General features: G+C 40.5%; 11 protein-coding genes. 9 read left to right on the forward strand and 2 right to left on the reverse strand.

Annotated features, from left to right (window positions below):
* Nucleotides 1–196: 196 nt before the first annotated feature.
* A complete protein-coding gene (locus R2S57_RS11045; protein WP_316845010.1) occupies nucleotides 197–1,219 on the reverse strand; it encodes a LacI family DNA-binding transcriptional regulator in 1,023 nt (340 codons plus the stop codon).
* A 164-nt stretch (nucleotides 1,220–1,383) separates the two neighbouring features.
* On the opposite strand from R2S57_RS11045, the gene R2S57_RS11050 reads away from it, so the two are divergent.
* The 9 genes from R2S57_RS11050 (at nucleotide 1,384) to uxuA (ending at nucleotide 13,594) form a co-directional block, all read left to right on the forward strand.
* Nucleotides 1,384–1,524 (forward strand): hypothetical protein, encoded by a 141-nt coding sequence (locus tag R2S57_RS11050; RefSeq protein ID WP_316845011.1) that lies wholly within the window; start codon nucleotides 1,384–1,386, stop codon nucleotides 1,522–1,524.
* A 214-nt stretch (nucleotides 1,525–1,738) separates the two neighbouring features.
* On the forward strand, nucleotides 1,739–3,568 hold the full coding sequence (locus R2S57_RS11055; RefSeq protein WP_316845012.1) for a glycoside hydrolase family 2 protein: 1,830 nt from the start codon (nucleotides 1,739–1,741) through the stop codon (nucleotides 3,566–3,568).
* Between the two features lie 3 nt (nucleotides 3,569–3,571).
* Nucleotides 3,572–4,663 (forward strand): endo-1,4-beta-xylanase, encoded by a 1,092-nt coding sequence (locus tag R2S57_RS11060; RefSeq protein WP_316845013.1) that lies wholly within the window; start codon nucleotides 3,572–3,574, stop codon nucleotides 4,661–4,663.
* Nucleotides 4,664–5,038: 375 nt separating this feature from the next.
* Complete coding sequence (locus R2S57_RS11065; protein WP_316845014.1) at nucleotides 5,039–7,498, forward strand: glycoside hydrolase family 2 TIM barrel-domain containing protein; 2,460 nt, start codon at nucleotides 5,039–5,041, stop codon at nucleotides 7,496–7,498.
* 23 nt (nucleotides 7,499–7,521) lie between these two features.
* Nucleotides 7,522–8,715: an alginate lyase family protein gene (locus R2S57_RS11070; protein ID WP_316845015.1), complete on the forward strand. Its 1,194-nt coding sequence runs from the start codon at nucleotides 7,522–7,524 to the stop codon at nucleotides 8,713–8,715.
* Between the two features lies 1 nt (nucleotide 8,716).
* Nucleotides 8,717–9,889, forward strand: coding sequence for a glycoside hydrolase family 88 protein (locus R2S57_RS11075; RefSeq protein WP_316845016.1), 1,173 nt, complete (start codon nucleotides 8,717–8,719; stop codon nucleotides 9,887–9,889).
* Nucleotides 9,890–10,073: 184 nt separating this feature from the next.
* Entirely contained in the window at nucleotides 10,074–11,540 is a 1,467-nt protein-coding gene (locus tag R2S57_RS11080) for a glycoside hydrolase family 30 protein (RefSeq protein WP_316845017.1), read from the forward strand.
* 18 nt (nucleotides 11,541–11,558) lie between these two features.
* Nucleotides 11,559–12,383, forward strand: a complete 825-nt coding sequence (locus R2S57_RS11085) for an SDR family oxidoreductase (protein WP_316845018.1) — start codon at nucleotides 11,559–11,561, stop codon at nucleotides 12,381–12,383.
* A 47-nt stretch (nucleotides 12,384–12,430) separates the two neighbouring features.
* The gene (gene uxuA, locus R2S57_RS11090; RefSeq protein ID WP_316845019.1) at nucleotides 12,431–13,594 is read left to right on the forward strand and encodes a mannonate dehydratase; all 1,164 of its coding nucleotides are present in this window, start codon (nucleotides 12,431–12,433) and stop codon (nucleotides 13,592–13,594) included.
* Nucleotides 13,595–14,256: 662 nt separating this feature from the next.
* On the opposite strand, the gene R2S57_RS11095 is transcribed toward uxuA, so the two are convergent.
* The gene (locus R2S57_RS11095; RefSeq protein WP_316845020.1) at nucleotides 14,257–14,643 is read right to left on the reverse strand and encodes a VOC family protein; all 387 of its coding nucleotides are present in this window, start codon (nucleotides 14,641–14,643) and stop codon (nucleotides 14,257–14,259) included.
* Between the last annotated feature and the right edge of the window lie 136 nt (nucleotides 14,644–14,779).

Consider the following 14,779-nt stretch of genomic DNA (forward strand, 5'->3'; position numbering starts at 1 on the left):
CGATAAAGTGAAGGTCTTTCTATCATTAAGGGATTAAGGACATTAAGGCTGAATGGTATTTCTTAACTGCCTTAACTTCTTAATGGTGTACGATATCTGGAAAGTTTCCCGCAGATTAAGCAGAAAAGGTTCGCAGATTTTAATCGTTTATGCTTAATACACCAAACGCCATGCGCCTTACACTAAGCGCTCAACGCTACTGCCCGTGTACAACCAGCTTACAGTCTACCATTACTTTTTGGTAGTTCTGGATGTCTATTTCTTTATTAATCAGCTGGAGCAATAATTTGATGGCATTTTCGCCTACAGATTCTGGATTTTCTTCAATAGAGGCGATAGGGGGCGAGTCGAGATAGCTGATAAAAGAAGTATTACCGAAACCTATACATTCAATTTTGTTAAAATTAGGATGATTGATCGATCTCAGGTATTTTATGGCGTCAAACAGGATAGGCTCTTTAAAAGCGACGAGCGCTGTGGGCATGTTTTCCGGATGGGAAAAAAGATTCTGGATGGCAGAAATTGTATTTTCTTTATCAAAATCAGTATAGGCCACCAATTCTGATGAAAAAGGCACTTGATTATCTTTTAAAGCGTTGATGTATCCGTTAAAACGATCGTGTGTAAAATTAATCATTTTAGGACCACCCAGATAAGCAATCTTTTTATGTCCTCTGTCGATTAAAAACTTCGTGGCCTGGTAACAGCCCTGAAAGGTATTGCCCAATACTTTGTGGCAACTGAGGTTAAAACTTGGGTTACGTGTATAATAAACTACCGGAATACCCATATTCTCGAATTGATCCAGATGTGCAAAATCCTGCGTATTCTTCGAAATGGCCACAATTAAACCGTCAACACGGCTTCTTAACAACATATTTGCCGATTGAATTTCTTTTTCCAGATCATCGTGAGATTGACTGATGATCACATTGTATCCATTTTGGGTGGCAAACTGTTCCACACCATAAATGCTCCTGGTGAAAAAGTGGTCTAACAGGTTTGGCAAAATAATACCAATAATGCGCGATTTCTTTTCTTTTAAATTAATGGCTGATTTGTTTGGCGTAAAATGCAGATCGCGAGCCATTTCCTGTACACGTTTCTTAGTGTACTCGTTAATGGTGGGGTAGTTATTAAGGGCTTTTGATACTGTTGATACTGACATCTTTAACTTTTCAGCCAAGAACTTTAGTGTAACAGGGGTGTTATTCGTCATCTTTTCCAATCTCCATGCATAGATAAGAAAAAAAACGCAATTATTTCAAACGTTTGAAATGTAGTTTCAATGGATTTTGCCGCTTTTTAGGTGATTAAAAACACTTTTATCTGCTAAGCTTTTCTAAATTCGTTACCACTAACACACACACTAACCGAATAAAAATGATGAAATCATCCCATACCTACTTCAATTTTAAAGGGGCGCTAACAGGAGTACCAGGTTTAGCTGAAAGTACTGACGTTACCTTAACACCGAAATACCCCGCTTTGAAGACAAAATCGCCCAATCCTCAAGATGTTTAGGATCAGTTAAGCTCCATCTTCTTCTGCCAGACTAATATCAATATGGAAAGGCAGTACCATAAGTGAATTAATAAAGCACTATATCCGGATCAGAGTCCCGGATTTTATTTAAAAAACTAGATTTTGCTCAAATTTAGGCGGGCGGTAGAAACACCGTCCGTTAATTAATTGTTAGTTTTGAAACGATCAATTAATTAATATTAAAACTTAAGTTATGCTAAAAACAACCTATAGCGTATTTTTAATCTGCTTTTCGCTCTTTTCATCAATCAGTTACGGTCAGGTTACGGCTATACAGAACATTCAGGGACGGAAAATCCAAAGTCTTAACGGCAAATGGAACTATATTATCGATCCTTACGAAAACGGCTATTACGATTACCGCCATGAGCCCTTCGATCAATCGAAAACAGGGACCGGAGGTTACTTTGATGATAAGGTTCAAAAGGATAAATCAGAACTGATCGAGTATGATTTCGATCATTCGCCACAAATGAATGTTCCGGGCGATTGGAATTCGCAATCAGAAAAGTTAGAACTTTACGAAGGTAATGTTTGGTTGCGCAAAAAGTTTGATGCCAAACCCGAAAAAGGAAAAAGATATTTCGTGTATTTTGGTGCGGTTAACTACGAAGCGCATGTTTACCTTAATGGTAAAAAATTAGGTGTACACAAAGGTGGTTTTACGCCTTTCCAGTTCGATGTAACCAGCAACTTAAAAGTTGGCGAAAATTCGATTGTACTTAAGGTGGATAATATCCGTAAACAGGATGAAATCCCTACCGTAAACACCGATTGGTGGAATTATGGTGGTATTACCCGTGATGTTTTTTTAGCTGAATTTCCGGAACATTTTATTAACGATTATAAACTTCAGCTCGTTAAAGGGAATAAAAACCTGTTAAACTTTTCTGTAAAACTGGCCGATGCTACAGCTGGGCAGGAGATTACTTTGTCCATTCCTGAATTAAAGCTGGAAAAGAAATATAAAACAGATGGCGAAGGTAAAATTGCCGACGAATTCACCTGGAACAATTTAAGCCTATGGTCGCCTGAAACCCCTAAACTTTATGCGGTAAATATTAAAACCGATAAAGAAAATATTAATGATAAAATTGGTTTCCGGACCATTCAGGTAGATGGCGATAGCATTCTTTTAAACCGTAAATCGGTCTTCTTAAGAGGGATATCCCTTCATGATGAAAATCCTTTATTGGCTGGTCGTTTACGTTCAGAAGGCGATATGCGCATGATGTTACAATGGGCAAAAGATATGAACTGTAACTATGTTCGCCTGGCACATTACCCGCACAATGAAGAAATGATCCGCCTGGCCGACGAAATGGGCCTATTGGTTTGGGCTGAGGTTCCGGTGTATTGGACCATCAGCTGGACAAATCCTGCCACTTATGCCAATGCCAAACAACAACTGACCGATTTAATTGTACGCGATAAAAACAGGGCCAGTGTAATCGTTTGGTCTATCGGCAACGAAACACCGTTAAGTGATGCCCGCTTAAGTTTTATGAGCAATCTGGCCGAAACGGCCCGAGCTTTAGATGATACCCGTTTGGTTGCGGCGGCTTTAGAAGTGCACCGCGAAGGGAACAATATTATTTTAAATGATCCACTGGGTGAAAAAATCGATCTGGTAAGCTTTAATGAATATGCGGGTTGGTATTGGGGAGGTAACCCGTCCGAAATCGTTAAATACAATTTTGATATCAAGTATAAAAAACCTGTGGTCATCACTGAGTTTGGTGGCGATGCATTAGGTGGTTTCCACGCCGATGAAAATACCCGCTGGAGTGAAGAGTACCAGGAGGCGCTGTATAAAAACCAAATTACCCTGTTAAGTAAAATTGGTGCTTTACGCGGCATGACACCCTGGATTTTAACCGATTTCAGGTCGCCACGAAGACAACATCCTATCTATCAGAATTTCTGGAACCGAAAAGGCCTCATCAGCGAAACAGGGAAGAAAAAGAAAGCTTTTTATGTGTTGAAAGATTTTTACGACCAGATACAGGTCAAATACAAATAAAATATGAAAAGATTACAGAAGATTAGTTTCGCTTCGAAAATAATTTCTATGGCGATGTTAACCCTCTCTTGTGCCAACTACACGAGTAGCGGTATCGATCCGGGTTTCATCACATCCGTTTCGAAGACAGAAGAAATTACCTTACAGAAAAATATGCCTTTTCCAATGGGGGCCTCAATTAATGTAAATCTGTTAAAAAGCAATACGAATTACCGTAATCTGGTCATTAAAGAATTTAATAGTGTTACGGCAGAAAACGCCATGAAATTTGCATCTGTACATCCGTCAAAAGATACATACACCTGGAGTGATGCCGATTATCTGGTCGATTTTGCCGTAGCCAATGGAAAAAGAATACACGGCCATACCTTGAACTGGTACCAATCACTTCCCAATTGGGTAAATAATTTCCAGGGAACTACGGCTGAATGGGAGAACCTTTTGAAAACCCATATCCAAACTGTTGTAGGCCATTTTAAGGGTAAAGTTGTTTCATGGGATGTGGTAAATGAAGCCGTCAACGAAGATGGTACCTTACGCAATAGCATCTGGGTGCAAAAGTTAGGTGTAGATTATATCGGTAGGGCATTCCAATATGCGCATGAAGCAGATCCAAATGCCTTACTTTTTTACAACGATTATGGCCATGAATTTGGCCCAACCAAACGCACTGCAATCTTAAATCTGGTTAAAGGTTTAAAAAATAAAGGGATACCTATTGATGGGATCGGCATACAGATGCATACCCGCGTAACACAAACCGATGCAAATTTAACAGCTGCCATTGCTACTGCAGCGGCAACAGGTTTAAAAATCCACATTTCTGAAATCGATATCTCATTGAATCCCGATAATGTGCAATCGATAACGTATACCAATGAGCTGGGAGAGCAGCAAGCAGCAAAATATAAAACCATTGTTCAGGCTTACAACGCCATTCCGAAAAACCAGCAGTTTGGCATTACGCAGTGGAATGTAACCGATGCCGATAGCTGGATTCCTTCCAATTTTAAACATGTCGATTGGCCTTTGCCCTTCAACGCAAAATATCAGCGAAAACCAGCATATCAAGCAATTTTAGAAGGCGTTAAATAATAGCCACAAACACCAATGAGAAATACTTGCCATTAGCCTTAACTTTAGAATATAATGATCGGAACAGCTTCAAATAACATTAAACTGGAAAAGGATAATACGTTGTTGAATTAGGTTCGCCACCTCATTGAGGTAAGACAGGAAAAAGATTGGTTTAAAATTATTAAACCTGCGGGCACCAGCACCTTAACCTGTTACCTCATTCCATATTTATTGTATTCTCTTTTCAGTTTAGTGCATTTCCATTTTCCACACTTTCTGAGTTCGGGAATTGGTGGTATGATCAGGTCGTTCCTGATGGCATTTTTAGTGATCGGAATCGTCTACTTTTTAGAAAAGAAAAAATTGCGTTTAAAAGTTTAATTTTCAAGATTTATGTTAAAGCAAGCCAGATATATAATTTTAGTATTCACACTGTTTACCAGTCAGTTGTTTGCACAGCAATCTGTTCGGTTAAACAACAATTGGGAGTTTTTAAAACAGGATTTAGGCGGGATATGGGAAGCCGTTCGTCCGGTGGGCGTTGGCAATCCGGAAGCCTCACCGATATGGCAGAAAGTAAGTTTGCCACATTGTGTTAATGCTGAAGATGCCGTAGATCCTGATGTAAATTATTATCAGGGTCCAGCCTGGTACCGCACACAGCTTAAAATAGACAACCCCTACCAGGGCGGAAGAACGATTTTACATTTCGAAGGCGCCGGACAGAAAACAGAAGTTTACGTATATAGCACTAAAGTAGCTACACATGTTGGTGGTTATGATGAGTGGACGGCAGATATTACCGATGCTGTTGCGGCTTTTCAAAAAACCGATGTTTATCTGAAACAGTTTAAAGGCAAAGTTCCGGTTTCGATAAGGACCGATAATTCCAGAGACCTGGAAATGATCCCTTCCGATCTATCTGATTTTAACGTTTATGGCGGTATTTACCGTTATCTGAATTTGGTTTATAACCCATCACTATCCGTTGATAAAATGTTTGCCAAGGCGGAAGTAGATGCGCAGGGCAAACTGGGTAAATTGACAGTTAAAACCCGCTTATATAATCCCATGGGAATTGCCGGAGCCACCGTTCAGTTGAAGTTAGTTGATCTTGCCGGTAAAATTGTAGCTAAAACGGAGAAAGAACTGAGTAATCTATCTGGTGACATTGATTTATGGACGTTAGAAGTAAAAAAACCTCAATTATGGTCGACGGATAAACCTGTACAATACCATTTACAATATGAAGTGCTTTCTGCTGCAGGAAATTATAAGGGAGAAGAGAAAATCGGTTTCCGTAATATCGAATTTGTTGAAAAAGGACCTTTTAATCTGAATGGGAAACGTTTATTGCTGCGGGGAACACACCGCCACGAAGATCATGCTGGTGTAGCAGCTGCAATGACCGAAGGTATGATCCGTGAGGAAATGCAGATGATGAAAGATATGGGCGTTAATTTTATCCGCCTGGGGCATTATCAGCAATCGCGCATTGTACTCAACCTTTGCGATAGTTTAGGGATACTCGTTTGGGAAGAAATTCCCTGGTGCCGTGGTGGTTTAGGTGGCGAAATATACAAACAACAGGCCCGCAGAATGCTCACCAATATGGTTGAACAACATTTTAACCACCCAGCCATTATCATTTGGGGGATGGGCAATGAGAACGATTGGCCCGGAGACTTTCCTGAATTTGATAAAGAAAAGATCAGGACTTTTATGAAAGAGCTGAATGATTTATCGCATCAATTGGATAAATCAAGGTACACGGCCATTCGCCGTTGCGATTTTTGTAGCGATATCGTTGATGTATATTCTCCTTCCATTTGGGCAGGATGGTACCGTGGGGCTTATACGGATTATAAAAAGGCCTCAGAAGATGAGTTTGCCAAGGTAAAACGCTTTTTACATGTAGAATGGGGCGGTGATAGTCATGCATTGCGTCATTCGGAAAATCCGGATAAAGCCCTTAGTAAGATTAAAACAGGTGGCAGTGCCGATGAAAGGGCAGGCGATGCTTCTTTATATGGTGGTGCAGCCAGAATTTCAAAAGATGGCGACTGGAGCGAATCGTATATCGCTAATTTAATCGACTGGCATTTGAAAGAGCAGGAAAACATGCCCTGGTTAAGCGGTACGGCTTACTGGCCGTTCAAAGATTTTTCTACACCAATACGTCCCGAAAATCCTGTACCTTATGTCAATCAAAAAGGGGTGGTAGAGCGTGACTTTACCAAAAAAGAATCTTACTATGTTTTCCAATCTTACTGGACCGAAAAACCAATGGTGCATATTTACGGACATACCTGGCCGGTACGTTGGGGCGATGAAGGCGAAGAGAAAATGGTCAAAATTTACTCAAACTGTACCGATGCCGAAATTTTCTTAAACGGCAAAAGTTTTGGTAGCAAAAAACGCAACAGTCAGGATTACCCAGCAGCTGGTTTACGCTGGAACCTTCCTTTCGTAAAAGGCGAAAACACCGTAAAGGTGATTGCCAAAAAGGGGAAAGAAACCGTAACTGACGAAAATAAATTTACCTATCAAACCGAAAAATGGACTAAACCTGCAAAGATGGAATTGAAAAAAATCGGTCAGCAAGGTGATGTTACAACCGTTGAGGTGAAGCTTTTTGACGATAAAGGTATACAATGTTTAGACGCGGTTAACCTGATTACTTTTGGTTTAACTGGTGATGGTAAATTGATTGATAATCAGGGTACTTCTTCCGGTTCGCGTAAAGTGCAGGCATACAACGGCAGGGCAATGATCAGCGTGAATTTAAATAAGGGACAAAATACAGTATCCGTTAGGGCTGAAGGTTTGAAAACAGTTTTTATCGCATTATAACATCCTGACCAAATATATAACCAATGAAAAAAATCATCTCTTATGTTTTATTTATCCTGCTCTGTTTTACAGGGACAACTTTTGCATCTCCCGTCCCAAAGGAGAATCCCAGGGCTTCGGACTTCAAAAAGGATGCTGCCGTTTTGTTAAAAAAGCAGATTTTAGCCGAGGCCGCCTGGGCCATGCAACAAAAACCGATTACGGTTACAGATTCATCGTCGCCCAGGAGTGCCGGTGGGAAACACGATTTCTTCTCTGAAGCCGATTATTTCTGGCCCGATCCCCAAAACCCTGATGGTCCCTATATCAATAGGGATGGATTAACCAATCCTGATAACTTTTTAGCACACCGTAAGGCTATGGTCCGTTTTAGCAAAATTATCGGTGCTTTGGCCTCTGCCTATAAAGTTACGGGTGATGAAAAGTATGTAAAAGCGGCTGTAAAACATTTCCAGGCCTGGTTTATCAATGCAGAAACCTTAATGAACCCAAATTTACTGTTTGCACAGGCTGTTAAAGGTAAATTTACAGGCCGCAATTATGGTATTATCGATACCATTCATTTGATGGAAGTAGCTCAGGGGGCATTGGTGATGCAAAAAGCCAAAGCTTTCGATCCAAATACCGCTAAAGGTGTAAAAAAATGGTTTGCAGATTATACTTTATGGTTAAATACGAGCAAACCAGGTATTCAGGAAAAAACAGTAAAAAACAACCATGCCACTTGTTGGGCCATGCAGGTGGCTTCATTCGCACGGCTTTGTGGCGATGAAAATATGCTCGATTCGTTACGTACCAGTTATAAAACCATTCTTTTACCAAACCAAATGGGTACTGATGGCAATTTTCCATTAGAAATGGCCAGAACCAAACCTTATGGTTATTCGATCTTTAACCTTGATGCCATGACCATGCTCTGCCAGATTTTATCGACACCAAAGGATAACCTCTGGAATTTCGAAACCAAAGATGGTAAATCCATCAAAAAAGGAGTGACTTATTTATATCCCTTTATTGCAGACAAAAGCAAATGGACCTTGCCGCCTGATGTAATGTATTGGGAAAACTGGCCGGTAGCACAGCCCTTTTTAGTGTTTGGTGCCGTAGCCTATAACCAGGAAAACTGGTATAACACCTGGGCTAAGTTAGACCATAAACCACAAGTAGAAGAAGTCATTAGAAATTTACCTATCCGTAACCCATTAATCTGGTTGTAATATGAATTTAAAAGTAATCATAACAGCACTAAGTGTATTGTCTTTCAGTGTAGTAAAGGCACAAAAAACAGATGTGAAAAAAGCCTTTGCCTCAGCAGCAAAACAAACAGAGGTGCTCATTAAAAACGTAGATTCGGCCAGAAAAATAAAACCCAACCTGGTTTCACCACGAACGGTAGAAAACGGCCAGTTTAAAATGGTCATTTCTAAAGACTGGACAAGTGGTTTCTTTCCAGCCGAATTGTGGTATTTCTACCAGTATACCAAAGACAAAAAATGGCTCGATCTGGCCAAAAAATATACCGAAGACATCAAAAAGGAACAGTTTAACCGCGGAACCCATGATTTAGGCTTTATGATTTATTGTCCATTTGGTAACGGATACCGCTTAACAAACGATCCTGCCTATAAAGCAGTCATCATCCAGGCGGCAAAATCATTGTCTACACGCTTTAATGCAAAAGCAGGGGTGTTAAAATCGTGGGACCACAATGGCGATAAATGGAAATATCCGGTAATTATCGACAATATGATGAACCTGGAGCTGTTGTTCGAAACCACCAAGCTAACTGGCGATTCATCTTTTTATAAAATTGCCGTAACGCATGCCAATACCACCATGAAAAACCATTTCAGACCCGATTTCAGTTCTTATCACGTAATTGATTACGATACGCTAAGTGGTAACGTACGCCAGAAAGTAACTGCACAGGGTTATGCGAACGAATCGGCATGGGCACGTGGACAGGCCTGGGCCTTGTATGGTTATACCATGTGCTATCGTGAAACCAAAAACAAAACATATTTAGCTCAGGCTGATGGTGTTGCAGGTTTTATCTTAAACAGTAAAATTACTCCAGCCGATGGTATTCCATATTGGGATTATAACGACCCTAAGATACCAGATGTTTCGAGAGATGCTTCGGCGGCTTCCATCACCGCATCAGCACTTTACGAATTGGCAAAGTATAGCGCCAATGGTAAAAGGTATAAAGCAGCAGCCGATAAAATTTTATATTCATTAAGTACCAAATACACGAGCAAAGCCGGAACAAACTATGGTTTCATCCTGGAACATAGTACTGGTCACCGCCCTGCGAAATCAGAAATTGATGTACCGATTAACTATGCCGATTACTATTATTTAGAAGCTTTGCTGAGAAGTAACAAATAAAATGATAAACAAATGATCGATGTATTTTCCTAAGCGATAAAATGTTACGCTCCAGCTGTTTAAAATAGCTATAAATAAGGTGTAATATTTAAGATTGTATGGTTTAAATGCACGATTTATTCGGAAATTGGGCCAGTAAAAAAAAATACGCCATTTGTAAGGCGATAGATTAAATAAATATATAATGAAACAAAATCTGAGCATCCTATTGGTTTTGGCAACTGCATTTACTGCAGCGGCGCAGAACAAAAAATCAGTAAAACCTGTGCAAACGTATACCGTTGCCAATAAAAAGGTATCGGTATACACCACTGCGGAGAAATCTGAATACCGCCTTAGTAAAACCGAAACCTTAAGTTTTGTTGAGAACAAACAACCATTTGAAACAGAGCCTTGTATTTTTGTCGATCCGACAGTTAAATATCAAACTTTGGTAGGTATTGGTGGTGCTTTAACTGATGCTTCTGCCGAAACTTTTGCCAAACTTTCGAAGAAAAACCAACAGGAACTTTTAACGGCATATTACAGCCGGGATAAAGGGATTGGTTATACCTTAGCCCGTACCAATATCGCCAGTTGTGATTTTTCAAGCGGAAGTTATACCTATGTGCAGGATAATGATAAGGACCTTAAAACCTTTAGCGTAGCGCACGATCAGGAATTTAAAATCCCTTTGATTAAACAGGCTATTGCAGCATCAGGCGGTAAATTGCCTTTGTTTGTTAGCCCATGGTCGCCACCAGCATGGATGAAAGATAACAACAGTTTAATCCAGGGTGGGCATTTATTGCCTGCTTTCCGCCAGAGCTGGGCCAATCACTATGTGAAATTTATTAAAACCTATGAGGCGATGGGTATTCCAATTTGGGGCTTAAGCGTTCAAAATGAGCCTATGGCCAAACAAAAATGGGAATCCTGTGTGTTTACGGCTGAAGAGGAACGCGATTTTATTAAAAACTTCCTGGGTCCAACTTTACAGAAATCGGGTCTAGCCTCAAAAAAACTCATTGCATGGGACCATAACCGCGATCAGATTTTCCAAAGGGCCAGTACCATTTTAAACGATAAGGATGCCGCAAAATATGTATGGGGTATCGGTTTCCACTGGTACGAAACCTGGACGGGCAGCGGAATGCAGTTTGGCAATGTAAAACAAACTCATGAAGCATATCCGGATAAAGCCTTGATTTTCACCGAAGGATGTAAAGAAAAATACGATGTAAATAAATTAGACGACTGGACATTGGGCGAGCGTTACGGTTACTCGATGATCAACGATTTTAATGCCGGAACAGCAGCCTGGACCGACTGGAATATTCTTTTAGATGAAAAAGGTGGACCAAACCACGTGGGTAATTTCTGTTTCGCACCGGTACACGCCGATACAAAAAACGATAAACTGATATATACCAATGCCTATTATTATATGGGCCATTTTTCTAAATTCATCCGTCCCGGAGCGAAAAGAATCGGTTCGGCTTCGAGTCGCGATAAATTACAATCCACAGCCTTTTTAAATACCGATGGAAAACTTGTGGTGGTAGTGATGAACCAATCAGACGATAAATTAAAATACAGTTTATGGATAAAAGGTGAGGCCGCAACTACAACCAGTTTGCCACACTCCATAACCACGTTAGTAGTAGAATAACCTTAAACAAACTAAACAATGGTAAAAGAAGTAGAAAACCTTTTTTCGCTAAAAAACAAGGTGGTAGTCGTTACAGGTGCCACAGGCGTTTTAGGTGAGGCTTTTGTTAACGGATTGTGTGCAGCGGGTGCCTCAATCGTGGTGATTGGTAGAAACGAAGAAATTGCAAAACAAAGGGCTGCCGATGTGATTCATGCCGGCGGTAAAGCCATTTACATTATTGCTGATGTATTAGACGAGCAGAACCTGATCGACGCCAATGCGACCATCATCAAAGAATTCGGGCGTATTGATGCACTGGTAAACGCAGCGGGCGGTAATGTGGCTGAGGCCGTAATTCAACCTGGAAGTGATGTTTTCGATCTTAACGTTCCTGCCCTTAAACAAGCATTCGATTTAAATTTATTCGGTACCATTATGCCGACGCAGGTTTTTGGGAAAGAAATAGCCAAAAATGGTGGCAGTATCGTTAACATTTCTTCTGTTTCGGCCACACAGGCGCTTACCCGTGTATTGGGTTATTCGCTGGCAAAGGCTTCGATTGATAGTTATACCAAGTGGATGGCGGTAGAGCTGGCCAACCGTTATCAGGATAAAATCAGAATGAATGCCATTGTACCGGGCTTTTTTATCACCAACCAGAACAGGGCATTGTTAACCAACGCAGATGGCTCTTTAACCGAAAGGGGGCAGGCCATCATTTCTAAAACACCATTTAAACGTTTTGGCGATCCCGAAGAATTGATCGGTGCTTTAGTCTATTTGCTTAGCGATGCCTCTAAATTTGTAAATGGCGAAAACGTGAAGGTAGATGGCGGGTTTACCGCATTCTCTGGCGTTTAGAAATAAATATTTAATCTGTGTAATCACATTATCTGTGTAATCATATTATGAAAAAATTAGAACAAACCTGGCGTTGGTACGGTCCAAATGATCCGGTAAGCTTACAAGATGTTAAACAGGCAGGCGCTACAGGTATTGTAACCGCTCTGCACCATATTCCACATGGCGAAATCTGGCCATTGGCAGATATTAAAGAAAGAAAAGCCATTATAGAAGCATCAGGCTTAACCTGGTCGGTAGTAGAAAGTGTTCCGGTGCACGAGGCCATTAAAACACGTAGGGCCGATGCTGCTATATATATTGAGAACTATAAAACCTCTTTGCGTAATTTATCAGCCTGCGGAATTAAGATTGTATGTTACAATTTTATGCCTGTATTGGATTGGACACGTACACAATTGGATCTGGAAATGACCGATGGTTCGAAAGCACTTTATTTTAACTGGATCGACCTGGCCATTTTCGACCTGTATATTTTAAAAAGGGAAGAAGCAGAAGCTGATTATTCACAATCGATCTTGCAAAGAGCCAAAGATAAATATGCTACCCTAAGTGAACAAGATTTGGTAGATCTTCGCATCAATGTATTAATGGGGATCCCGAATGAAAAGGAAATTGAACTGGAAACCCTGCGCAACAGCATTAAGGAGTATAAAGCCATTGGTACACAAGGTTTAAAAGAAAATTTAAAGTTCTTCCTGTCGTCTATTGCGGATGTATGTACCGAAGAAGGTATTAAAATGACCATCCATCCTGACGATCCACCATATGCGATTTTAGGTTTACCAAGAATTGCGAGTACCTTGGAAGATTTCAATTATATCATCAAAGAGGTAGATCAGGCTTTTAACGGCGTTTGTTTCTGTACAGGTTCACTAGGCGCCGGGATGGGGAATAATGCCTTAGAGATCTTTAATGCGGTTAAAGAACGCGTTTATTTCGCGCATTTGCGTAATGTGAAAAAAGATGAAGATGGTAGTTTTTACGAAGCAGACCATTTGGGTGGTGATGTAAACATGTACGAGATCATGAAAGCCTTAACCGCAGAAAATGCGCTACGCGATAAATCGATCCCTTTCCGCCCGGATCATGGCCACCAGATGCTGGATGATCTGGCTAAGGAAACCAATCCAGGATACTCTGCTATTGGCAGATTGAGAGGTTTGGCGGAGTTAAGAGGCTTAGAAATCGGGGTAACAGGGAATTATTAGTAATACCTGAACGGTGTCATCCTGAGCCTTAGATCGTCATCCTGAACTTGTTTCAGGATCTTTGTGGTAACCTATTTAACCCTTAATGGTCGCGATTTTCAAGAGATGCGCACAGATAAACGACTTTGTTTATTGTGCGCATTTTTTTGTTGCCACGGAAGGCACGGAAATCCACTGAACATGCATCCTGAGCCTTAAATCGTCATCCTGAACTTGTTTCAGGATCTTTCTGGCATTGTATTTAACCACTACCTGTCCCAGTTTTCGGGAGATAAACACGGATAAGATTCTTATTTTTTTTCCTCATCTCAAAGTGTCATCCTGAGCGTAGTCGAAGGATTTTCTTGCGTTGTTTTTAACCATGAGCTATTACAATTTTCAGGAGATGCGCACAGATAAACAACTTTGTTTAATGTGTGCATTTTTATTGTTGCCACGGAAACACGGAAGGCACGGAAATCCACTGAACATGTCATCCTGAGCCTTAAATCTTCATCCTGAACTTGTATCAGGATCTTTCTGGCATTGTATTTAACCACTACCTGTCCCAGTTTTCGGGAGATAAACACGGATAAGATTCTTATTTTTTTTCCTCATCTCATAGTGTCATCCTGAGCGTAGTCGAAGGACCTTCACAGCGTTCGTTACCCCGGTTTACTGCCTTACATATAAAACACATTAAACTTATGCCCATCCGGATCAGCAAATAGAAACCCATAATAACCGGCTCCAAACGCTTTGGGTTGGGAAACAATTTTTCCTCCTGCTTGCTCCACTTCCTTCGCCCATTGATCTACCTCATCTTTGCTCTCCGCGGAAAGTGTAAATACAATTTCGTTTGCCGTATGTGCATCCGAAATTTCCATTTCTACATTGGCTGTCAGCGCATCTTTTAAAAAGAAGTGCATCACAAACTGATCCTCACTGATAAAAAAGCTGGTGAGGTCCTCATTTCTTCCATTGGATTTAAATCCCAATGCAGTATAAAATTTTGTGGTTCGGTCCAGATCGTTTACGGTCAAATTAGACCATATCTTTTTAGGTTTCATAGTTAGTTTTTTAGGTAAAATACTTTTACTAAGTTAACTTGTATTAGCGAAATAGTAAGGGTAGGTAAGCGACATTTAAAGGGGTATTTTGGGACAGGGTTTTCTCAGTGTATTATTTTTTTTTATATTGAGAAAT

It is taken from the genome of Pedobacter psychrodurus (assembly GCF_032678585.1).
GTDB lineage: Bacteria > Bacteroidota > Bacteroidia > Sphingobacteriales > Sphingobacteriaceae > Pedobacter > Pedobacter psychrodurus_A.

Bases quoted from the DNA above. Each gene is read 5' to 3' on its own strand.
- R2S57_RS11080 (WP_316845017.1), top strand. From the start codon at position 10,074: ATGAAACAAAATCTGAGCATCCTATTGGTTTTGGCAACTGCATTTACT.
- uxuA (WP_316845019.1), top strand. From the start codon at position 12,431: ATGAAAAAATTAGAACAAACCTGGCGTTGGTACGGTCCAAATGATCCG.
- R2S57_RS11085 (WP_316845018.1), top strand. From the start codon at position 11,559: ATGGTAAAAGAAGTAGAAAACCTTTTTTCGCTAAAAAACAAGGTGGTA.
- R2S57_RS11050 (WP_316845011.1), top strand. From the start codon at position 1,384: ATGATGAAATCATCCCATACCTACTTCAATTTTAAAGGGGCGCTAACA.
- R2S57_RS11095 (WP_316845020.1), bottom strand. From the start codon at position 14,643: ATGAAACCTAAAAAGATATGGTCTAATTTGACCGTAAACGATCTGGAC.
- R2S57_RS11075 (WP_316845016.1), top strand. From the start codon at position 8,717: ATGAATTTAAAAGTAATCATAACAGCACTAAGTGTATTGTCTTTCAGT.
- R2S57_RS11045 (WP_316845010.1), bottom strand. From the start codon at position 1,219: ATGACGAATAACACCCCTGTTACACTAAAGTTCTTGGCTGAAAAGTTA.
- R2S57_RS11070 (WP_316845015.1), top strand. From the start codon at position 7,522: ATGAAAAAAATCATCTCTTATGTTTTATTTATCCTGCTCTGTTTTACA.
- R2S57_RS11060 (WP_316845013.1), top strand. From the start codon at position 3,572: ATGAAAAGATTACAGAAGATTAGTTTCGCTTCGAAAATAATTTCTATG.
- R2S57_RS11065 (WP_316845014.1), top strand. From the start codon at position 5,039: ATGTTAAAGCAAGCCAGATATATAATTTTAGTATTCACACTGTTTACC.
- R2S57_RS11055 (WP_316845012.1), top strand. From the start codon at position 1,739: ATGCTAAAAACAACCTATAGCGTATTTTTAATCTGCTTTTCGCTCTTT.